Source organism: Synechococcus sp. W4D4 (assembly GCF_047716805.1).
Lineage (GTDB): Bacteria > Cyanobacteriota > Cyanobacteriia > PCC-6307 > Cyanobiaceae > Vulcanococcus.
Window position 1 is genome coordinate 2,304,775 of sequence record NZ_CP180404.1, and the last position, 19,717, is coordinate 2,324,491.

A 19,717-nucleotide genomic window follows, 5' to 3' on the forward strand; every position below is an offset into this window, starting at 1 on the left:
TGACTGGTGGCTACCCCAGGATTTGCGCCAGTTCAGCCTGCAAGCGGATGCTTCCGATCACGCTGCCCATCTGGTTACTCTTCAAGCTCTTCTGCTGAACCTCATCGAGCAGGGCCAGCTTCGCGGCAATGAAGTCCTGGCGGTTGATCGACATATCGGCCTTCAGCTGCTCCCGTGCCTTGGCGAGGTAGACCGCCGCCTGACGCTTTTGGACCCCATAGTTTTCTGCACAGAAGAGCAGCAGCTCAGAGGTGCGCTTACCGCCGATCAAGAGCTTCGCGAGCTCATCGACTCGGCGATCACTTTCCTCAGCTGTCACTCGTGCCATCGCTATCAGTCTGCCAACTCAAATGAGTGGCCACTGTTTTCACTATTGCAGGGGTGGGGCAGTCGGCAGTGGGGCAGTGACTTATCCCCTGGGGTCTACCCCGTCGCCTCAGAAGGAGCAGAGTTCCGCGCCCTCTTTTGTGGGTTGGAACTGTTCTTTTTGTTCCATCCAGTCAGGGACAGGGTTTTGGTGGTGTTCCAGAACTGTTCCAGCACTGTTCCTTTTGTTCCTTGGAACACTTGGAACACTTGGAACACTCTTGGAACAATCTTGGGGCAGTGCCAGATCCCTTGCGGCGCAACGGTGGTACAAAAAGAACACTTATTTTTTATTTCATGTGTGGGGGAGTCGCCAACGGCACTCACCGATGCTCTGGCGGTCCTCTTCGATGAGTCCGTTCTGCTGAAGGGCGCGAAGGGCGCGTTGCACCTGCTTGGGAGCGCTGGCCGTTGACTGCTTCTCTGGGGGGAGGGCTGCCAATACGGCGCTGGTGGTGAGCCATTCCGTCGTGAGAGCTGCGTAGGTGGCTTTCTGCCAGCCCTTGAGCCGATCAATGGCGTCACCTTCATTGGCTTGCCGGCGCAGCTCACGCTCCTCTGCATCGGTGCCGATGTAGTCCCAGCTGTTGCCATTGCCGTTCTCGACAATGATTCGCTGGTTGATGGCGCCGCGTTTCTGAGAGGTGATCACCCGGCGTGGGGATTCCTCATGCAGCTTCTCCCGACCGGCTTCCACATGGGTTTCGTATCCAAGGCCGATGTGACGCGAGACAGCGCGGTCGATCGATCCGTGACCTGAACCGGAGTAGACGCCAACCGAGCCACTCATGGCTGATTGCTTGTTGCAGTGGTGAGTGACGATGCAGGTGTTGCCCTGGCGTGCGATCTCGATCTGACGCATCAGACGTCCGGCTGACTCATCCGCCTCCGAGATGCCTGGCGGCAGCACTGCCGAGAGGCTGTCGATGATCGTGATGCCGCCAGGGTGTTGCTGGTTCCAGTTGCGGATGAAACGCATCCCATCGGGGTTGAGCCTGAAACCGCCTCCAGAGGTCTTGAGGTGGATCCGGTCATGCAGCCGGTAGGTCAGGTTCTCGTGTCCCTCCACTTGCTCTCTGCGGACCAGATAGGCCAATCCCTGTTCTTCAAGGAGAGCGCCCCACTGCTGCCGGTCCTGGTCAGTGCCAACGATCAAGACAGAGCTGGAGTCGCTTGCGTTGATGCCGCGGCCGATGAATTGCTCTTGGCCGGTCAGAGCAGCGCGGACCATGGCAACCAGCAGGCGTGACTTACCAGCGCCTGGCATGCCGACCAGCAGGTTCAAGCCGACAAGGATCAGCTCATCGAGGAACCATGACTGGCCTGGAGCAATGAACTCTTGGCCGGGCTCAACATCGGGCTCGTAGGCCGAGACGCTGTTGTCGAGCTGGTCGAAGATTTCGGCGATCTCTGCGTTGGAGAGCCTGAAACCAAGATCGTTGGCAACGGCTTTGATCGCTTGCTTCTGCTCGCTGATGCGCCGGCTTGAGTTGATGATCTCCTCTGCTTTGAGGAGGAGCAGCATCCACAGCGCGTCATGGGTGAGGAGGGGGTCGCCATTGGTCCCTTCAAGCGCTTGATCCTTTTGGAGTTGCCAAGGTGAGATGTGCTCTGGGACTGCCTTGAGAGGTGGGCGAGGGATGTGGCGTTCTCGCTTCTCCTTTTCGAACGAGGCAGCAAGTTCGTTCAGGTCATCAAAACGGTCGAGGCTGTCCTCCATCAGATGACCTCCCCGAGGTAGTAGGTGCGGAAGTGGAACAGGTCATCCCATTGGGCTTGGATTGAGCGGCGGTACCCCTCAAAGCGAGCGCGGTGCTGTTCAGCCAAGTCCGGGTACTCACGCCACAGCTGCGGGGCCATGCGACCAAGAACGGTGGCGCGGTCCCTTGCTTCGGTGATGGTGAGGGTTGCCTCTCTCAGCTCTTCTGGGGTGAGCGAGTGAAGGTCAGGGATGGCCCAAGCGCGATCGTGCGCTGCATAGAAGGCCTGGAGTGCTTTGCGACCTGCAGCAGCAGTGGCTCGGACTGTGCCGGGCTCCTGTGGGCTGTAGACGCGGTGATGAGGAGACTTGGGCCTGTGAGGTCGGAAGACGGCAGCAGCACCATCGAACCCGCCCTTGCGGCTGGTGAGTGCCCACTCAGTGCCGTCGGCTTTGATTACATCGCCGAGCTTGAGATTGCCGACTCCGTTCGTTGAGCCTTGGTGGCAAAAGATGATGTCATGCGCCCATGCGCAGTCGGTGTCCTTCGTCCTGCCGCATGCCGGGCAGGGGGACTTGGGACCAGAGCGGTGCATCAGATGCGCTCCTCCAAGTCTTCGAGCCGTTGTGAAACGGCGTAGGTCTGGACCTTGTGGAGGTCCAGTAGCCGATGCGTTAGGTCCGTGCCCCCCTCAACAGTGCTGCCGAGCTGTTGCAGCTGGTTGATCGTGGTCTTCGCCGTGAAGGCAAGCAAGGCGCTGAGCTGAGCCAGCACTGGGATCAATGCCCTGGCGCCTTCTTCATCGAACGCAGCCGTGAGCTGCTTCTGCATCTCGGCGGCGTAAGCAAGCATTTCCTCCGTCGTCTCTGGAGGCTTGCCGAGGTCGATGTCTTGCATCAGGCAGCCTCCCTGTGCATGCGGTCGTTGAGATATGCCGCGATTGATTGATCGCGCTGGTCCGCTAACTCACGGATTGCGTAGGACAGTGCAGCGGTTCTGTAAGTCTCTTTCTCTTCGTCGTCGAGGAAGTCCCAGTCGGGTGGGGTAGGGATAGGGACATCCCAGATTGTTGTCGGGACCGGCGAGAGGTGCTGGTGTGCCTTGTTTAGTCCGAGTCTTGCCTTGGCATGTGCAAGGTGACGTGAGGTGCCCTGGGCGGCCGGGCGCGGGTTTGATTGCATTACAATGAGTTCAGGTTTGTTAGCCCAAGTCGTCTGCGGAGGGAAGGCCGTAGGCGACTTTTTTTGTGCCTTGTTGTTGGCGATGGATCTCTTCAGTCTGGCTAGGCCAGAGAGTGGAACAGGCGCACTAATCCACCACTCGGGGTCAACCCCAACAGGAGAGAAGTGCGACTCGGGAGGGTTCTTAGTCTTTGAAGGTGGCGGTGAGTCACCCCGTCCACAACCTCCTCCAAATGTCCACTCAGTTCGAGTCAGCCCTAAGAGATCAAGCTCAGTTCGCCGCGATGAACTTGGCGGCACTGGATCTCTGTCTCTCCCTGGATCAGAGCCACCCCGAAGAGGGCAAGCTGACCCCAGAGGCCATTGGGATGGCATACGCCTCCGTAGCGCGTCTGATGCCGTACCTGCTCGTAGAGGCGCTTGATCTGGAGACTGCCGCGGCCCACCGCTTAGAGGTCTGACGCTCACTCCACCTCCGGTCCTTCAAAGAGGCGGCGCTCGAGTGCTTCAGCTCTGTGGTGGCACTCGTTGGCATAGCGGACGTAGCCCTGCTTGCTCCACCAATGGGCGCGGGTGCGTTCCCAGTTGAGGGCAGCGACAAGGTGCTCGAACTTGAGAGCTGCTCTCATTGCTGCGCCTCCTTTTGCAGTTCACGCATGGCGCGATCGGCGGCGTAGGCCTGCTCACCTGCGCGGTGGATGGTTTGGCGACAGCGATCGATGTTCCAAGTGATCTTCGAGTTGCAGCTGAGCCCGCGTGCGTAGTGGACGCCTGGGCGAAGGACGCCGCCATGCGACTCCCTGGCGCGCCTGAGGGTGGCTTGGGAAATGCCCAGAGCTTCTGCTGCCTGCGGGGTTGGCAACCAGAGCTCTGCCTGTTGCGATTGCATAAGCGTGAGTAGGTATGACTAAACGCTATGCAGGCAAATAAGTAGCCCTCAGCCATATCGAGGCGTAGGGAACTTGTTGAGTCTCAGTTATGGGGCCGACCCTGAACAAATGGGATCAGGGGCGAACAAATGGGATCAGGGGTGAACAAATGGGATCAACATCACCCCGATAGATGGGGTCAACCCCGCCAAAATGGATTGCTACAGAGTGTTACTGCGACACCTTGGAAAGCTTTGCCATTGCGGTTCGGCGCTGCTTGGCTGCTGCCACCGCGTCCTTGACCGAGGTCTCGTCAGTCCAGTTCCCGTAGTACCGGAGATGGGTGTCGTGGTCGTGTCCCATCAGGCTCGAGGCCCAGCGGGTGCCCACCCCCATCAGGTGCGCTTGCCAAGCAAAGCCATGGCGCAGGCTGTATGGCGTCAGGCCTGGAGTGCTGGCCACCAGTGACCGCCAAGGCTGATACCGGCGCAGGTACTGAGCGAAGGCGTTCCCGACCAGCTTGGAGGTGTGCTGCCCCTTCTTGTATCCCTCAATCGCCGTCTGGATCTGCGGGGGGAGCTTGATCAGGCCGCTGGCCCATTGATGGGCGAGCTTGTCCCCAAGCCCCTCCAGCTCGACTGGCTCTAGCGCTTCAAGGATCCGCTCCTTGCCGCGGCCCTGTTCGCGGGCAGTCCGATTCATGTCCGCCCTATTGCGCTTGACCCCAGTGGTGCGCAGCTGGCCGTCTTCAAAGCGGAGGTTCGCCAGCTCAGCAGGGCGCAGGCCAAACAGGGCCACCAACCCCACCGCGAGGTAGAGGTCCCATCGCTTGTCGGCCTCCAGTGCTTCCAGCAACTGGATGAGCTGCTCTGGCTTCAGAGGCGGAGTCTGAATGTCGGTTGCTTGCCGATCGGCCATGCCCACCAGTTCCCGGCGCTTCTCCTTGGAGGTTGCCAAGAACAGCGAGGGCATCCCGCAGTCCTCCACGCAATGCCGCAGCAAGGCGGAGAGCTCCTGCAGGTTCCGGCGGCGCCCCTCACCGCCTGGTGCTGTGTTCTGCAAGTGCATCTCGGTGTAAGCCTTCAGCACCGCAGGCCCATCACCTGGAGCGGGCTTGGAGGCCATCACCTCAAGGAACCGTTTGATCACCTTGCGAGAGTCCCCGAGGGTGGTCTCCCTTAGGTCGCTGCGCTTGCGGAGGTAGTCCCTGCATGCCGCGGCCCATTCCCCCTCTTGGGCGCTGAGTGAGCTGGCGTCGATCTTGCGGACCCGCTTGGCGTTCTTCTTCCGCTCCTTGACGGTGGTGAAGGAGGTGTCCTCCCCCATCTCGGTGATGAAACTCTTGACCTCCTTGAGGACGGCCTGGCCGGCGCCGCGCTCCCAAGGAATGTCAGTCATGTAGTCCAGCCGCTTGCTGCTGCCCGGCTGCCTGTACCAGAGCCTTACGCGCTCTCTTGCATTGGAGACGGTCCAGCAGCCGACATGGGGCCCATCAGGGATACCCTCAGCCAGCACCATCCGGATTGCGTCGCCCAGCCCTTGGGGGTCCGCCATTGATCTGTGACTCGGTGCGCCAATAATTGCACACACTCCCTGCTTGTCTAACGGGATTCACTTGGTGCGCATTTGGCGCGTTTGTGTGCAAATCCGTGTGCAAATGGGCTCAAAACTGCCTACGCGTGAGCACGCAGATCTCCTAAAACCCTTGGTATGACTAGGAGACCCCTTGCGGCAACTGCACACAAATTTGCCTTACAAGCAGGATGTCGCTGGTTCGAACCCGGCACCGGGCATCAAGGCCGTTAGTGGGCTGACGACAGCTCACCTCCGCGGCCGCCGGCCTCTTCTGCCACGCCGATGCGTGCGAACAGGTTCGTGCTCTCTTGATTGAGGTTCACAACCTCAACATCACTGCCGCCAAGCTTGAGCTTGCGGATCACCTGGTCAAGGGCGGTCACGCCGCTTTGATCCCAGATGTGGGCTTCGCCCATGTCGATGGTGACGCGAGCAGGGTGCTCGTGCAGTTCAAAGCCCTGGCGGAAATAGATGCTGCTGACGAAGAACAGCTGGCCGCGGACGCGATAAATCCGGTGATCGCTGCCGCTGAGCTCGCTGCTCACCTCGATCACCTTGGCCACCTTGCGGCTGAAGAGAATTCCAGCCAGGGCCACACCGGAGAGCAGGCCCACCGCCAGGTTGTGGGTCAGCACGGTGACGACCACCGTCAGCAACATCACGGAGGTGTCGCTCTTGGGGATGCGGCGGATGCTGCGGATCGAATCCCAGTTCGCGGTGTTGATGGCGATCATCACCATCACCCCCACCAGGGTGGCCATGGGGATCTTATTCACCCACTGGCTGGCCAGCAGGATCATCGCCAGCAGGCTGACGCCCGAGGTGAGGGTGGAGAGGCGGGTGCGGCCGCCATAGCCCACGTTCATCACCGATTGGCCCACCAGGGCGCAACCGGCCATGCCGCCGAAGAGGGAGCTGACGATGTTGCCGATGCCTTGGCCGCGGGCCTCCTGGTTTTTGTGTGTGCTGCTGTCGGTGAGGTCGTCGAGGATGTCTTGGGTCAGGAAGGTCTCCATCAGGCCCACCAGGGAGATGGCCAGGGCCGTTGGCAGGATCAAGCCCAGGGTGCCCGTGGTGAAGGGAACCTGAGGTAGGCCGAATTGGGGGAGGCCGCCTGGCAGGGTGCCGAGGCTGCTCACCGTGGGCACGTCAAGGCCCATGCGAATGGAGATGCCGGTCGAGATGAAGATCGCCACCAGGGCCGAGGGGACGACCTTGGTGAAGCGCGGCAACACATAAATGATCACCAGGGTTAGGGCCATCAGACCCCAGACCGCTGGCAGTTGAGCTGAGGTGACCGCCACCTTTTCGGGGTGGAAGAAATCGAGCCCCAGCTGGGGAAGCTGTGCCAGGAAGATCAGAATCGCCAGGGCGTTCACAAAGCCCGCCATCACCGGCTGGGGCACGAAGCGCATCTGATGGGCCAGGCGCAGATAGCCCCAGGCGATCTGCAGGACGCCTGTCAGAACCCCCGCTGCCAGCAGGTACTGCAGCCCCATCCCTTCTCCGAGGGCGTTGCCCTGTTCCACCAGCCCGGTCATCAGCAGGGCGGTGGAGCCCGTCGCCGAAGTGATCATGGCGGAGCGCCCACCGACGACCGCCAGGGTCACCGAGAGCATGAAGGCGCCAAACAGGCCGACCCGCGGATCAACGCCGGCGATGCCGGAGAAGGCGATGGCCTCGGGGATCATCGCGAAGGCCACCACCAGGCCCGAGAGGATGTCCCGATGGGGTTTGCCCCACCATTCTTTGAGGGCGAAATTCATAGGACCTGCGGTGGCTGTCGTCTGGCGTTCCCTACCGGGAACTGCCCGCTTCGGCCGACCCTATCAGTGCTGCACTGACCTCCCTGAGGCGGGCGCAGGCCTCAGGATCCAGCGCTTGCGGGGGCATGCGGCAGCTCGTTGGGTAGCCCCGCAGGTTCCCGAAGCCCCCTGGTCCGTAGAACACCCCCGCCTTGGCCTCCGGGGCCGTGGCGGCATAGAGCTGGGGCAGGGCACCCATGGCGGCGCTTTGGAAGAGCGGGTCCATCAGGCGGTAGGCCAGCCCCTCAACCTTGGCGTTTTTTGAGGCCACGGAGGTGGGCTGCAGGTTGGTGCGGGCCAGTCCCGGGTGTGCCACGAGCGACTGCACGCTGGAGCCTTCCTGCTCCAGCTGGCGCTGCAGCTCCAGGGCCGTCATGGCGTTGGCGAGCTTGCTTTGGCCGTAGGCATCCCAGGGCCTGTAGCGCTTCTCCCCTTGGAGATCCTCGAACTGGATGCGGCCGAAATAGGCCGCCCCTGAGCTCACATGCACCACTCGGCCGCCAGGGCTCTGCTTCAGCAGGGGAAGCAAGGCCTGGGTCAAGGCAACGTGGCCCAGGTGGTTCACCGCGAATTGCAACTCAAATCCCTGGCGGCTCAGGGTCCGGGGCGGTGCCATCACCCCAGCGTTGTTCAGCAGCAGATCGAGGCTCTGCACCTGGGCGGCGGCCCGCTGCACACTGCCCAGATCCGCCAGGTCCAGTTCCAGGGGGATCAACTCAGCGCCGGTTTCCGCCTGCAGGGCTGAGGCGGTGGTGGTGGCTTTCTCCAGGCTGCGGCAGGCCAGCAGCACGGTGGCGCCTTTGGTGGCGAGGGCCCTGGCGCTCTCGAGGCCCAGGCCGCTGTTGGCACCGGTGATCAGGGCGGTCCGCCCCCGTTGATCGGGAATCTCAGCGGCGGTCCAGGGCACGGCGGGGCGGAGCACTACGTCCCCAATCGTCTCGCCCGCAGCTCCAGCACCGTGGGTCCGACCCAAAAACTGCCGGGGTCGGACGCGGCAGCCTGAATCTGCGCGAGCGTTTCGGCTTGATCCGCTGCGCTCCAGAGCCCCAGCCGTTGCAGCTGCAGCCCGTAGACCGCGACAAAGCGCTCCATCCACTGGGCCGCCATGGATCCCTGGCGACCCAGTACCGGCAGAGGCAAAAGCTCTTCGATTTGCCAGCCCCGAGCGGCGAGCAAGGACGGCAACTTGCGGTTCACGTCCGGGTCTCCGCCGGCTGCGCGGAAGCTCTGCTGACAGGCCTGGCCGAAGCGGGCCACCGCCTCCGCCCCTGGATGGAGGGCGAAGGTGTCCCAGTGGACGTATTCGTGGAAGAGCACCTGGGAGCCCGCTGGAAGGCACTGCTCAAGCCCCGTCAGCAGGGGCTCAAGGTCCGGCAGAAACATCGCTAGCCACCGGCACCAGGCCAGATCGAATGACTCGTCCGGCCAGGGATCCTTCAACAGGTCGTGTTGGCGGAACTCCAGCTGGGCCAGGTCGCCCCGCCGCGCCAGTTCTTGGGCCTCTGCGACGTAGTCCCCGCTGAGCTCCAGGCCCAGGACCCGTCCACTGGGGCCCACGCAGGCGGCGAGATCGGCGGCCGCAAAGCCAGGGCCGGCGCCCAAATCGAGCAGCCGTTGCCCGGTTCTGAGGCCAGCCCGCGTCCAGGCCGCTTGGCTGATGGGTAACCAGAGCTCGTGCTGAAAATGCAGGCGCTCCAGTTCGCTCTGATGGGTTCCGAGGACGTAGTCCGAGGCCATGGCCCCGAGGCTCAGTCTTCAGGGAAGAGCAGCGCGGCGAGTTCGTCGGGATCCACGTCATAGACGCGGGCCAGGCTGGTTTCGATCGCAGCGGTCACCTCGCCGGGGAGGAAGCGCATGGCGCTGAGGGCGTCGTCGGTGATCTCGTCGGTCAAAAGCTTGTCGCCGCCAAGCTTTTCGTCATTGATGACGGCCATCACCCAGCTCTGGTAGGCGTACACCAGATCGGAAAACTCCAGATCGGCATCGTTGAAGTCGAGGGCCATGGCTCGGCGTTCACTGGACCGCAGTCTGCACACTGATGGGGAGGATGGATGTCATGACAACTGCATCTCCTGACCCGCTGGCCCTGCAGGCGACCTTGGTGGATTTCGCCCTGGCGGAGTTGGTGCGCCAAAACCGCGAGAGCTTCCAGCCCCTCTGGAGTCGTGAGAGCTGGGCGAAATTGCTGATCTGGTTGGCCTTGAACTGCGGTTGCAGTGGCGATGAGGCGGGTCTGAAGACCTTCGCTGAGGCCATCGGTGCGGTCCAGACCGCTCGGATGCGCCGGGTCTTCTTTGAGCGGGAGCTGGGGGATCTGGAGCTGCAGTTGATGGCCGATCCTGCCGAGCAGCAGGTGCTGGTCCTGCCCCAAGGCCCCGCTGATGAGGTGCTCGACCCCGATCGAATCAGGCGCGCGCTGGAGCGGGTCGGTTTGAGCGAGCGTCTGCCGCCGGAGCGGGAGCGCTGGCAGCGCCTCGATGCCCTGGTGGCCATCCCCTGGTTGGAGTCGGCCTGATGGACCTGATCGCCCGGTACAGCAACCCTGGTTTTGAAGCCCTCTCCGATGGGGTGATGGCCTTCTTCGATCGCCGCGAGGACCTGCGGCGTCCTGGAGTGGCCTTTGGGCCCGATGGGACTGAGCCCGCCAAGGTCTCGACCGACATCAGCCTGGTCGCCATCGACCGCTCTGACCCCGAAGCCTTTGCCCTGGCGGAGGTGATCCTGCGCGGGGTCACGGCTGGCTTGGAGCGCTATCTGCAGGAGCGCCCCCTGTTTCGCGATTGCTGCCCGGATCAAGAGCTCTTCGTTAATCCGATCTTCAACCTGCAGCGCTATGCCCCCGGTGAGGGCTTCAAGCGCTGGCACTGCGACTGGACCATCAGCGATGAGGCCACCGAGCCGGTGCACCGCGTCATGGCCTGGATCCTGTATTGCAACAGTGTCGAGGAAGCCGGCACCGAGTTCCACTGGCAGGGGCACCACGAGGAGGCCCAGCGCGGCAAGCTCGTGCTCTTCCCCGCAGGGCCCTCCCACATCCACCGCGGCCGGGTGAATCAGAGCGAGAGCAAAACCATCGCCACCGGTTGGATTAACGCCGGTAGCCGGGAGGCCTATCTCAAGCGCCTGGCGGCGGGGTGAGTCCCCGGCGGCCCTTTGCGAGCATGGGTGAATTGCCTGATCTGCTCCCGTGACCGAGGCCACCGCCGCTGCTCCTGCCACCGCTGCGGAGGCTCTGTCCAAGACCTATGACCCGGTGGGTACCGAGGCGCGCTGGCAGCAGGCCTGGGAAGCACAAGGAGCCTTTCACCCCGACCCGAAGGCCCCCGGTGAGCCGTTTTCGGTGGTGATTCCACCGCCGAACGTGACCGGCAGCCTGCACATGGGCCACGCGTTCAACACGGCCCTGATCGACACGATCGTCCGTTTCCAGCGGCTCCAGGGCAAAAACGTGTTGTGCCTGCCCGGCACCGACCACGCCTCGATCGCCGTGCAGACGATCCTGGAGAAGCAGCTCAAGGCGGACGGCAAGCGCAAGGAAGACCTCGGCCGTGAGGCCTTCCTGGAGAAGGCCTGGGAATGGAAGGCCCAGAGCGGCGGCACGATCGTCGGCCAGCTGCGTCGCCTCGGCTACTCAGTCGACTGGCGCCGGGAGCGCTTCACCCTCGACGCCGGCTGCAGCGAAGCGGTGATCGAAGCCTTTAATCGCCTGCATGAGCAGGGCTTGATCTACCGGGGTGAATACCTGGTGAATTGGTGCCCCGCGTCTGGATCCGCCGTGAGCGATCTGGAGGTGGAGATGAAGGAGGTGGATGGTCACCTCTGGCATTTCCGCTATCCCCTGAGCAGCGGCAAGGGCTTCCTGGAGGTGGCCACGACCCGCCCGGAAACCCTCTTGGGTGACACCGGGGTGGCGGTGAATCCCAAGGATCCGCGTTATGGCGAGCTGGTGGGCCAGACCCTGACCCTGCCGCTGGTGGGCCGGGAGATTCCGATCGTGGCCGACGACCACGTCGATGCGGAGTTCGGGACGGGCTGCGTCAAAGTCACCCCCGCCCACGACCCCAACGACTTCGCGATCGGTCAGCGCCACAACCTGCCGCTGATCACAGTGATGGCGAAGGACGGCTCGATGAATGAGGCCGCCGGTCGCTTCCAAGGACTCGATCGCTTTGAAGCCCGCAAGGCCGTGGTGGCGGCCATGGAGGAGGAGGGCTTCCTGGTGAAGGTGGAGGACTACCGCCACAGCGTTCCCTTCTCCGACCGGGGCAAGGTGCCCGTGGAGCCGCTGCTCTCGACCCAGTGGTTCGTCAAAACCGAGCCCTTGGCGGCCCGCTGCCGTGAGGCGTTGGATCAGGCCGATCCACGTTTTGTGCCGGAGCGCTGGAGCAAGGTCTACCGCGATTGGCTCACTGACATCCGCGATTGGTGCATCTCCCGCCAGCTTTGGTGGGGCCATCGCATTCCCGCCTGGTTTGTGGTGAGCGAAACCGGCGGTGTGATCACCGACAGCACGCCCTATGTCGTGGCCCGTGATGAAGGCGAGGCCCAGCGCAAAGCCGAAGCCCAATTCGGTGCCGGTGCCGCCCTGGAGCAGGACCCTGACGCCCTCGACACCTGGTTCTCCAGCGGTCTATGGCCCTTCTCCACCATGGGTTGGCCCCATGCCGAGGCGGCGGATCTGCAGCGCTGGTACCCCACCAGCGTGCTGGTGACGGGTTTCGACATCATCTTTTTCTGGGTGGCCCGGATGACGATGATGGCCGGCGCCTTCACCGGGCGAATGCCGTTCCAGGACGTCTACATCCACGGCCTGGTGCGGGATGAGAACAACCGCAAGATGAGCAAGTCGGCGGGCAATGGCATCGACCCGCTGCTGCTGATCGACCGCTACGGCGCCGACGCTCTGCGCTTTGCCCTGGTGCGTGAGGTGGCCGGCGCTGGCCAGGACATTCGCCTGGACTACGACCGCAAGTCAGACACCTCCGCCACGGTCGAGGCCTCGCGCAACTTCGCCAACAAGCTCTGGAACGTCACCCGCTTCGCCCTGATGAACCTGGGCGGCGAGACCCCCGCGAGCCTGGGTGAGCCTGACCCTGCGGCCCTGCAGCTGGCGGACCGTTGGATCCTGTCGCGGCTGGCCCGGGTGAACCGCGATAGCGCTGAGCGCTACGGCAGCTATGGCCTCGGGGAGGCGGCGAAGGGGCTCTATGAATTCGCCTGGAACGAGGTCTGCGACTGGTACGTCGAGCTGATCAAGCGCCGCTTGAACCCCGGCGAGAACCCCAGTGCTGAAGCTCTGGCGGATCAACGCACGGCCCGCCAGGTGCTGGCCAAGGCCCTGAATGAATTGCTGGTGATGCTGCATCCCCTGATGCCCCACCTCAGCGAGGAGCTCTGGCATGGCCTCAACGGCAAGCCCGAGGAGACGTTCCTGGCCCTGCAGCCCTGGCCGACCCTCGACGTCTCGGCCCTGGATGACGACCTGGAGGCGTCCTTCGCCGACCTGATTGAGGCGATTCGCGTGGTTCGCAACCTGCGGGCGGTGGCGGGTCTGAAGCCCAGCCAGAGCGTCCCTGTGCGGTTCGTGACCGGTCGCACGGCCTTGGCCTCGGTGCTGAGTGCCGCCACCGCTGACATCACGGCCTTGACCCGCGCGGAGCGGGTGGAGGTGCTGGACCCCGCCGCCGCTGAGGCCAATCCCGCCGCCAAAGCCCTGGCCGGTGTGAGCGGTGAGCTTCAGGTGTTGTTGCCGATCGATGGCCTGGTGGATCTCGAGGCGCTGCGGGGTCGCCTGGAGAAGGACATCGCCAAGGCGGAGAAGGAGATCAAGGGGCTCTCGGGTCGCCTCTCCAATCCCAATTTCGCCTCCAAGGCCCCCCCTGAGGTGGTGGCGGAGTGCCAGGCCAACTTGGCGGAAGCGGAAGCCCAGGCGGAGCTGGCCCGCAAGCGCCTGGCCGACCTGGGTTGATGGATTGGCAGAGCTGGCTTCCGGTTCTGCAGTCCCCTGCTGGGGCTCTGCTGTTCATCCCCCTCTATGGGATTTGGGTGACGCTGCTGCTGCCGGGGGTCTGGGCGTCGATGCTGGCCGGCGCCTTGTACGGCACTTGGTGGGGCAGCTTGATCGTCTTTGTCGGGGCCTGCCTGGGGGCCGAAGCGGCCTTTTTGCTGGGACGCACCTGGCTGCGCGATTGGGCGCTGCGCCGGCTTGAGGCGTTCCCCAAGCTGCAGGCTGTTGAGCAGGCGGTCAGCCGAGAGGGCTTGAAGCTGGTGCTGCTCACCCGCCTCTCGCCAGCGTTCCCCTTCTCCTTGCTCAACTTGGCCTATGGCCTGAGCGAGGTGAGCCTGCGCGACTACACGATCGGTCTGATCGGGATCATTCCCGGCACGATCTTGTTCTGCGGCTTGGGGGCCCTCGCTGGCGATGTGGCCCGCTTTGGCGAGGTGCTCAGCGGTGAGGCCGATCCCTTGACCTGGGCCCTGCGGGTGGTGGGGATCGCCGCCACGGTGGCCTCGGTCTGGCTCGTGGGCCGCGCTGCCCAGCGGGCCTTAAAGGCCGATCAGCCGTCTGATTGATCCGGCAGCCGCCAGTCGCGCAGCGCCGCAATCAGCACGAACCAGCCCAGCCGCAGCTTGGCGAGGGTGCCGGGGCGCTGGGCTAAATCGGCGTACTTGGCCCGGCCGCATTCAGTCTTGATCCAGCGGTAGATCGCGGGTGGCTGCTGGCTGTTCATCGGACCAGTAGGGCTTGGAGGTTCGCTTCGTCGAGCACGGGGATTCCCAGGCTCTCGGCTTTGCTCAGCTTGCTGCCGGCTTCCTCGCCCGCCACGACATAACTGGTTTTTTTGCTGACCGAGCTGGTCACCTTGCCGCCGGCGGCCTCGATCAGGGCCTGGGCCTGGGAGCGGCTGAGGCTGGGCAGGGTGCCGGTGAGCACAAAGGTTTGGCCGGTCAGTGGGGCAGGCCCGCTCGGCTCAGGCTGCTCCTCTTCAGCGCTGGCCAGGCTGAAGCCCAGGCGCTCGAGGGCCATTAGCAGCTCCTGGTTGGCGCCGGTGGAGAACCACTGCTGCAGGCTTTGGGCGATCTCGCCGCCGATGCCGTAGACGGCGGTAATCGCTTCGGGGGTCTCCGTCGCGGCGGTGGCCAGGTCCGCAGCACTGGGGAAGGCCTTGGCCAGGGCTTTGGCGTTGACCTCGCCCACATGGTGAATGCCCAGGCCATAGAGCTGGCGGTGCCACGGCTGTTGCTTGGACTGCGCCAGGGCGGCCACGAGGTTCTCGGCGCTCTTGCTGCCCATGCGCTCCAGGCTGCAGAGCAGGGCCCCGTCGAGCCGGTAGAGGTCGGCGATGGAGCCCACCAGGCCCCGGTCCACCAGTTGTTCAATCAATTTGCTGCCCAGGCCATCGACATCGAGGGCGCTTTTGCTGACCCAATGGCGCAGGGCGCCGCGCAGGATGGCGGGACAGCTGCTGTTGACGCAGCGGGTGGCGGCTTCCCCTTCTTCGCGGACGAGCTCGGAACCGCATTCCGGGCAGGTGTGGGGGAGCTCCAATCGTTTGGCTGCGGCCGGGCGCAGCTCCGGCAGGACCCGGACCACCTCCGGAATGATTTCGCCGGCCTTACGCACGACGATCGTGTCGCCGGCGTGGAGATCGAGCTCCACCAGTCGATCGGCGTTGTGCAGGGTGGCCCGACTGACGCTGGTGCCGGCCAGTGGCACGGGTTCAAATTCGGCCACTGGGGTGATGACCCCTGTTCGTCCCACTTGGCAGCTGAGCCGCAGCAGTTTGCTGGGGGCTTCCTCGGCGGGGTACTTCAGGGCGATGGCCCAGCGGGGAGCCTTCTGGGTGAAGCCAGCGCTGTCTTGGAGCTTGAGGTCGTTGAGTTTCACGACGACGCCATCGGTGGCGTAGTTCAGCTGGCGGCGGCCGTCGTCCCAGTGCTCAAAGAACGCTTCGACCGCCTCCAGATCCGGCAGGAGCGCGGCGTTGGGATTGACCTTGAAGCCCGCTTGTTTGAGCCACTCCAGCGCGTCCCACTGGCTGGCGGGCCCTTCACTCCAGTCCTGGGGAAGGTGCAGGGTGTAGGCGAAGAAGTCGAGCTTGCGCGCGGCGACCACCTTGGGGTCCAGCTGCCGCAGGGTGCCGGCACAGGCGTTGCGGGGGTTGGCGAAGAGGGCTTCGCCGCGGGCCTGACGCTCGTTGTTGATGGCGGCGAAGGTGCCATCGGGGATCAGGGCTTCGCCGCGGACCTCGAGCCAGGCCGGTGGGTTCTCCAGCTGCAACCGCAGCGGGACCGAGGCGATCGTGCGGACATTGGCGGTGATCTCTTCCCCTTGCTCGCCGTCGCCGCGGGTGGCTGCCCGCACCAGCACCCCGTTCTCGTAGCTGAGGGCCAGGGCATTGCCGTCGATCTTCAGTTCACCGACCATCGGCAGGGCGGTGCCCGGCTCACGATCGAGCACCTTCAGCAAGCGGCCGTACCAGGCCTCGAGCTCCGTGGTGTTGAAGGCGTTGTCGAGGCTGAGCAGTCCAATCCTGTGGCGAACGCTGCTGAAGCCCGCCGCTGGTGCACCCCCGACCCGTTGGGTGGGGCTATCGACGGCAATCAGGCTGGGGTCGGCGTTCTCCAGCTCCAGGAGCTCGCGATAGAGGCGGTCGTAGACCGAGTCCTCCATCACGGGGGCGTCGAGCACGTAGTAGGCGTGCGCGGCTTGGTTGAGCAGGGCGCGCAGTTCGCTCGCGCGTGCCTGGGGCTCGCTGGTGGTGCTGCTCACGGCAGGGCGTGATCAGGCGGCGGCCATTTTTTGAATCCGATCGACCTTCCAGTCGTCCTCGACCTTGACGAAGGTGAAGTCCAGGGGAAGCTCGGCGTTGTCTTCGGCCTTGAGCTTCACGGTCAAGGTGATCTGGTCTTCCTGGATCCGGGGACGACCGGACTTGAGGTTGCGGTACTTGTTCAGCTGCAGTCCCGCCAGGAAGCGAATGAACTGCTGCCGATTCACGTGGGAGCGGTAGTTCTTGGTGGTCAGCAGGTAGGCGGCGTCAATCCGACCAGAGGCCACCTGGGTGAAGAACTGCTTGATCACCGGATTGATCCCCCGGGCTTCCAGCACCAGCTTCACGGCGGTGATGGTCCAGTAGAGGAGCAGGGCCCCGGCGCCAGCCAACAGGGCTTTGGTTCCGATCTGAGAGATCAGGGCCGTATTGAGGTCCATCGCGCCCGGGACGAGTACATGCGGCCCATGAGTCTGACTGACGGGCCCGTCAGAATGCGGCGCAGCCGTCCAGCTCCTTCGGCGTGCCCCTGGCCCCTCTGCTGCCGCTGTATCACCGCCTCAACCGCGAGCACTTCGAGGGTTCCTTGGCCAGCGCCGATGGGACCAGCCTGGTGAGCGTGCGTTGGAGCGATGGGCGGATGCGCCGTAGCGCAGGGCTCTATCGCTACGGACCGGGCATTAGTGAGATCGTCCTCTCGCGCCCGTTGCTGGAACCGCTGCCGCTGGAGGCGTGCCTCAGCACGCTTTGCCACGAAATGATTCACGCCTGGATTCATCGGGTGGTGCGGGCCGATGAGGTGCACGGCCCCCATTTCCGCGCGCGGATGGCGGCGATCAATGGGGCTCAGCAGGCATTTCAAGTCAGCGTGCGCCATAGCTTCCCCGTGCCGGCGCAACCAGCGAAGTGGCTCGCGCGATGCCCCGGCTGCGGTCTGCAGTCCCCCTACCGCCGCCGCCGCCAGGGGGTTGCCTGCCGGTCGTGCTGCGAGCGCTTTGAAGGGGGCCGTTGGAGCGCCCGTTTTCAGCTGGTCTTTGAGCGCTCCGCCGCCTAAGTTCCGCCCATGGCCACGGTTCTTTGGGTTTGGCAGCTCAGCGGTGTCTCGATCGCCCTGGTGGGACTGGGGCGTGAACGCTGGCTGCGTGCCCGTCGCCTGGGACGGGGGTAGGCCTCACTAGCCTGATCAGATGCCCGACTCCTACGACGACTGGTCCTCTGAGCGGCCTGAGCGCCCGGCCTACCGCCGTGGTGAGCGGCGCACCGAGCGGGGATTGGACCAGCGGATGGACCAATGGGTCTCGGCTGGTCGTCAGTTGGTGGATGGCGTTTCCGGTGCCCGTCCGGGCGCTCGCCGCTCCTCCAGCCTTCGTCTGGATCAGGTGGGTCGCTGGGTGGAAGACAAGATCGATTGGCTGCTGGAGGATGACGACGGCTGGCGGGAGTCCTGGGAGGAGCCCTCAGCGCCCCAACGACGCCGGCAGCCCTTGGATGCAATTTCCCGGCGGGGCCGCTCCATGCGGCCGAATTCGGCCCCTGCTCCAGTGCGCATGGAGCCGCAGCCCACGGCACCAGTTCCCGCTCCAGCGCAGGAACCCGTCGATCCTGACGCTTGGCCTGAAGACGAGAACTTCACGCTGAATCGCTGGAAGCGTGAGGCCAGCCCGCGGATGCCTGAGCGTTCCGTTGAGGTGGTGGACCCTCAGCCGTTTGATGCAGGCCTCGGTAGGTCGCTGCCTCGTTCAACCCGGCGGCGGGTGCGCTGAACCTGGTGCTTGGAGCGGGGGGTTCGGGTTTGCTGCTTCTGGACTTGAAAGGCGCAGCCCTGCTGTCGGAGTTGGGCGTTCACCGGCCCGATCAGATCGCGGGGCAGGTCCTCGGCCATTTGCTCGGCACTGGTGCTGATTGAAGCGCAGCCGTCCCAGAGGAGTTCCAGCAGGGATGCCCATTGCTCCACCAGTGTGAGCTGAGGTGGGCTGGTGCTGGTGTGGGGCCGTCTCCTGGAGCGGCGCCTGAGGGGAATCACGGTCATGACCATCACTTGCTGTAGGTCAATCATCCCGGGAGCACATTTCCCCGCAAGCTGTCAATCCTTTTTTGGCTCAACTCGTAACACCTGCAAGAAAATGTTATGGAGTTTTGTGTTCGGCGGGGCCGAGCCAGCGCTCCAGGAGTGGTGAGAACACCTCGCGGATCACCGTCAACTCCCGGCCCCCGCGGAAAAAGCGGTAGTGCCGGCTCCAATAGGGGCCAGGAATCCCAAACCCCTCCTCCAGCCAAGGCGCTTGAACGCGGGCTAGGCCATCGACCTCGCGGTAGAGCTCGGCGCGGTTGGCGGTAAGGCTGGTCCAGATGGGTTGATTGCGCGCCTGCAGGTGGTGGTCCGCTTGCTGTTGGTTCCACCAACTCTCGGCCCAGGCCAGGGTGAGGGGGCCGCAGCGCAGCCAGACCTGGCGCCGCAGCAAGGGGGGCTCGAGCTCTTCGACCTCTTGGGGGGCTTCCTGCTCCACCTGTTGATCCGCCTGCATGGCGATCACTTCCACCTGAACGGGCTGCCCTGTCAGTGACTGCAGGTGCCGGGTAGGACTGCCATCCCCCAGGAGCAGGAGGCGCCAGGGCCCACTGAGTTGAGGGCCATCGCTGGTGGCATCGCTGCAGCTTCCAGCGGCCACCGCCTCCGGGGTGGCTTGCCAGAGGGGCCGGGGCGAGGGCCAGAGCTCAGTGACTTGATGCGGGCTGCTCAGGATCTGGGCTTCAAAGACCTGCTCCGATGCTGACGCGCCGGCGCATGCCATTGCGTTCGATCAGAGCGCCATCGCTTTGGATCGAGATCAGCCGCCAGCCGCTGCTGCCGATTTGTTCCCCGACGAGGGCGTTGCTAGAGCTCGTTCCCTGCTGAAAAATGGCCGACCCCCGCTGGCCGGGGATTTGGACCACGCCGACGAGTTCGGGTAGGACGGGCTGCGGCGAAGTGGCCGCGATCTCAGGCGGGGCTGGAACCGCGGGCAGTGGTGGCAGTTGCGCGATCCAGGCTTCCTCCACTGGCGGCGGCGGTAGGGAGTCGCTGGAGGTGGGTTTTTCGCTGGTCTTGAGGTTGCGCAGGTCGCTCAGCAGCCGAGCGTTGCGCTCGAGCCGGAGTTGCCATTGCGCCGTGTTCCAGCCCTGCCAGAGCCCCACACCGCCACCCAGGGCGCAGAGGAGCAGTGCGGCGAAGAGCCACTGCTTGGAGTGCAGGCTTTGGAAGCGCGCCGTTGGGGTCGGACGGCTCGCCTGGGTTGGCGTGGCTTCGCGGACGTCGACTTCGATCGCCTCCTGCAGCTCACTTCTCTCTTTGCTCCCTTGCGGAGGTGACGGATGGAACACCCGATCCATCACCTGCTCGGCCTTGAGCTCCCAATAAGCCCTCGAGGTGTTGGTGGAGCGAAGGGGGCTCACGCGGGGTAGCGCTGT

General features: G+C 64.2%; 24 protein-coding genes. 7 read left to right on the forward strand and 17 right to left on the reverse strand.

Translation table 11 applies throughout. The features are described 5' to 3' along the window. Positions 1-10: 10 nt before the first annotated feature. The 4 genes from ACLM42_RS12640 to ACLM42_RS12655 all read right to left on the reverse strand — a co-directional run bounded on the left by ACLM42_RS12640 (position 11) and on the right by ACLM42_RS12655 (position 2,963). Positions 11-328, reverse strand: coding sequence for a hypothetical protein (locus tag ACLM42_RS12640; RefSeq protein WP_415399308.1), 318 nt, complete (start codon positions 326-328; stop codon positions 11-13). 333 nt (positions 329-661) lie between these two features. After that, positions 662-2,086 (reverse strand): AAA family ATPase, encoded by a 1,425-nt coding sequence (locus ACLM42_RS12645; RefSeq protein ID WP_247909952.1) that lies wholly within the window; start codon positions 2,084-2,086, stop codon positions 662-664. Beyond that, positions 2,086-2,226, reverse strand: a complete 141-nt coding sequence (locus tag ACLM42_RS12650; RefSeq protein ID WP_247909953.1) for a hypothetical protein — start codon at positions 2,224-2,226, stop codon at positions 2,086-2,088. Before ACLM42_RS12650 ends, ACLM42_RS12645 begins: the two co-directional genes overlap by 1 nt. Positions 2,227-2,660: 434 nt before the next feature. Beyond that, positions 2,661-2,963: a hypothetical protein gene (locus ACLM42_RS12655; RefSeq protein WP_247909954.1), complete on the reverse strand. Its 303-nt coding sequence runs from the start codon at positions 2,961-2,963 to the stop codon at positions 2,661-2,663. A 517-nt stretch (positions 2,964-3,480) separates the two neighbouring features. Here ACLM42_RS12655 and ACLM42_RS12660 point away from each other — a divergent pair. After that, complete coding sequence (locus tag ACLM42_RS12660) at positions 3,481-3,708, forward strand: hypothetical protein (protein ID WP_247909955.1); 228 nt, start codon at positions 3,481-3,483, stop codon at positions 3,706-3,708. 3 nt (positions 3,709-3,711) lie between these two features. Here ACLM42_RS12660 and ACLM42_RS12665 read toward each other — a convergent pair whose 3' ends face one another. The 7 genes from ACLM42_RS12665 to ACLM42_RS12695 all read right to left on the reverse strand — a co-directional run bounded on the left by ACLM42_RS12665 (position 3,712) and on the right by ACLM42_RS12695 (position 9,499). Further along, complete coding sequence (locus tag ACLM42_RS12665) at positions 3,712-3,876, reverse strand: hypothetical protein (protein ID WP_247909956.1); 165 nt, start codon at positions 3,874-3,876, stop codon at positions 3,712-3,714. Next, positions 3,873-4,109, reverse strand: coding sequence for a hypothetical protein (locus ACLM42_RS12670; protein ID WP_415399309.1), 237 nt, complete (start codon positions 4,107-4,109; stop codon positions 3,873-3,875). Before ACLM42_RS12670 ends, ACLM42_RS12665 begins: the two co-directional genes overlap by 4 nt. A gap of 238 nt (positions 4,110-4,347) precedes the next feature. Continuing rightward, the gene (locus ACLM42_RS12675) at positions 4,348-5,514 is read right to left on the reverse strand and encodes a tyrosine-type recombinase/integrase (protein WP_247909958.1); all 1,167 of its coding nucleotides are present in this window, start codon (positions 5,512-5,514) and stop codon (positions 4,348-4,350) included. A gap of 404 nt (positions 5,515-5,918) precedes the next feature. After that, positions 5,919-7,457 (reverse strand): SulP family inorganic anion transporter, encoded by a 1,539-nt coding sequence (locus tag ACLM42_RS12680; RefSeq protein ID WP_415399310.1) that lies wholly within the window; start codon positions 7,455-7,457, stop codon positions 5,919-5,921. Between the two features lie 31 nt (positions 7,458-7,488). Continuing rightward, positions 7,489-8,403 carry an oxidoreductase gene (locus ACLM42_RS12685; protein ID WP_415400186.1) on the reverse strand — a complete coding sequence of 305 codons (915 nt, stop codon included), beginning with the start codon at positions 8,401-8,403 and terminating at the stop codon, positions 7,489-7,491. 14 nt (positions 8,404-8,417) lie between these two features. Continuing rightward, positions 8,418-9,233: a methyltransferase domain-containing protein gene (locus ACLM42_RS12690; RefSeq protein WP_415399311.1), complete on the reverse strand. Its 816-nt coding sequence runs from the start codon at positions 9,231-9,233 to the stop codon at positions 8,418-8,420. Positions 9,234-9,244: 11 nt separating this feature from the next. Further along, positions 9,245-9,499 carry a hypothetical protein gene (locus tag ACLM42_RS12695; protein WP_247909961.1) on the reverse strand — a complete coding sequence of 85 codons (255 nt, stop codon included), beginning with the start codon at positions 9,497-9,499 and terminating at the stop codon, positions 9,245-9,247. 53 nt (positions 9,500-9,552) lie between these two features. Here ACLM42_RS12695 and ACLM42_RS12700 point away from each other — a divergent pair, with 53 nt between their 5' ends. Genes ACLM42_RS12700 through ACLM42_RS12715 form a run of 4 tightly spaced genes read left to right on the forward strand, consistent with a single transcriptional unit; the run spans position 9,553 to position 14,069 of the window. After that, on the forward strand, positions 9,553-10,011 hold the full coding sequence (locus ACLM42_RS12700; RefSeq protein ID WP_415399312.1) for a protein phosphatase: 459 nt from the start codon (positions 9,553-9,555) through the stop codon (positions 10,009-10,011). After that, positions 10,011-10,634 carry a 2OG-Fe(II) oxygenase gene (locus tag ACLM42_RS12705; RefSeq protein WP_415399313.1) on the forward strand — a complete coding sequence of 208 codons (624 nt, stop codon included), beginning with the start codon at positions 10,011-10,013 and terminating at the stop codon, positions 10,632-10,634. Before ACLM42_RS12700 ends, ACLM42_RS12705 begins: the two co-directional genes overlap by 1 nt. Positions 10,635-10,683: 49 nt before the next feature. Further along, the gene (locus ACLM42_RS12710; protein WP_415399314.1) at positions 10,684-13,464 is read left to right on the forward strand and encodes a valine--tRNA ligase; all 2,781 of its coding nucleotides are present in this window, start codon (positions 10,684-10,686) and stop codon (positions 13,462-13,464) included. Next, positions 13,464-14,069, forward strand: coding sequence for a TVP38/TMEM64 family protein (locus tag ACLM42_RS12715; RefSeq protein WP_415399315.1), 606 nt, complete (start codon positions 13,464-13,466; stop codon positions 14,067-14,069). The genes ACLM42_RS12710 and ACLM42_RS12715 overlap by 1 nt, the downstream gene beginning before the upstream one ends. On the opposite strand, the gene ACLM42_RS12720 is transcribed toward ACLM42_RS12715, so the two are convergent. The 3 genes from ACLM42_RS12720 to ACLM42_RS12730 are packed head-to-tail and all read right to left on the reverse strand — an operon-like array spanning position 14,054 to position 16,710. Next, positions 14,054-14,227 carry a hypothetical protein gene (locus tag ACLM42_RS12720; protein WP_247909966.1) on the reverse strand — a complete coding sequence of 58 codons (174 nt, stop codon included), beginning with the start codon at positions 14,225-14,227 and terminating at the stop codon, positions 14,054-14,056. The genes ACLM42_RS12715 and ACLM42_RS12720 overlap by 16 nt on opposite strands. Beyond that, a complete protein-coding gene (ligA, locus tag ACLM42_RS12725; RefSeq protein WP_415399316.1) occupies positions 14,224-16,269 on the reverse strand; it encodes an NAD-dependent DNA ligase LigA in 2,046 nt (681 codons plus the stop codon). Before ligA ends, ACLM42_RS12720 begins: the two co-directional genes overlap by 4 nt. Before the next feature lie 12 nt (positions 16,270-16,281). Then, positions 16,282-16,710: a DUF4864 domain-containing protein gene (locus tag ACLM42_RS12730; RefSeq protein WP_247909968.1), complete on the reverse strand. Its 429-nt coding sequence runs from the start codon at positions 16,708-16,710 to the stop codon at positions 16,282-16,284. Between the two features lie 83 nt (positions 16,711-16,793). On the opposite strand from ACLM42_RS12730, the gene ACLM42_RS12735 reads away from it, so the two are divergent. Then, on the forward strand, positions 16,794-17,324 hold the full coding sequence (locus tag ACLM42_RS12735) for a SprT family zinc-dependent metalloprotease (protein ID WP_415399317.1): 531 nt from the start codon (positions 16,794-16,796) through the stop codon (positions 17,322-17,324). A 133-nt stretch (positions 17,325-17,457) separates the two neighbouring features. Then, entirely contained in the window at positions 17,458-18,033 is a 576-nt protein-coding gene (locus ACLM42_RS12740; protein ID WP_415399318.1) for a hypothetical protein, read from the forward strand. On the opposite strand, the gene ACLM42_RS12745 is transcribed toward ACLM42_RS12740, so the two are convergent. The 3 genes from ACLM42_RS12745 to ACLM42_RS12755 all read right to left on the reverse strand — a co-directional run bounded on the left by ACLM42_RS12745 (position 17,970) and on the right by ACLM42_RS12755 (position 19,702). Continuing rightward, on the reverse strand, positions 17,970-18,326 hold the full coding sequence (locus ACLM42_RS12745) for a hypothetical protein (RefSeq protein ID WP_247909971.1): 357 nt from the start codon (positions 18,324-18,326) through the stop codon (positions 17,970-17,972). The two genes, ACLM42_RS12740 and ACLM42_RS12745, sit on opposite strands and share 64 nt — an antisense overlap. A 70-nt stretch (positions 18,327-18,396) precedes the next feature. Further along, entirely contained in the window at positions 18,397-19,062 is a 666-nt protein-coding gene (locus ACLM42_RS12750; RefSeq protein ID WP_415399319.1) for a chorismate lyase, read from the reverse strand. Then, positions 19,022-19,702: a hypothetical protein gene (locus ACLM42_RS12755; RefSeq protein WP_415399320.1), complete on the reverse strand. Its 681-nt coding sequence runs from the start codon at positions 19,700-19,702 to the stop codon at positions 19,022-19,024. Before ACLM42_RS12755 ends, ACLM42_RS12750 begins: the two co-directional genes overlap by 41 nt. Positions 19,703-19,717 lie beyond the last annotated feature (15 nt).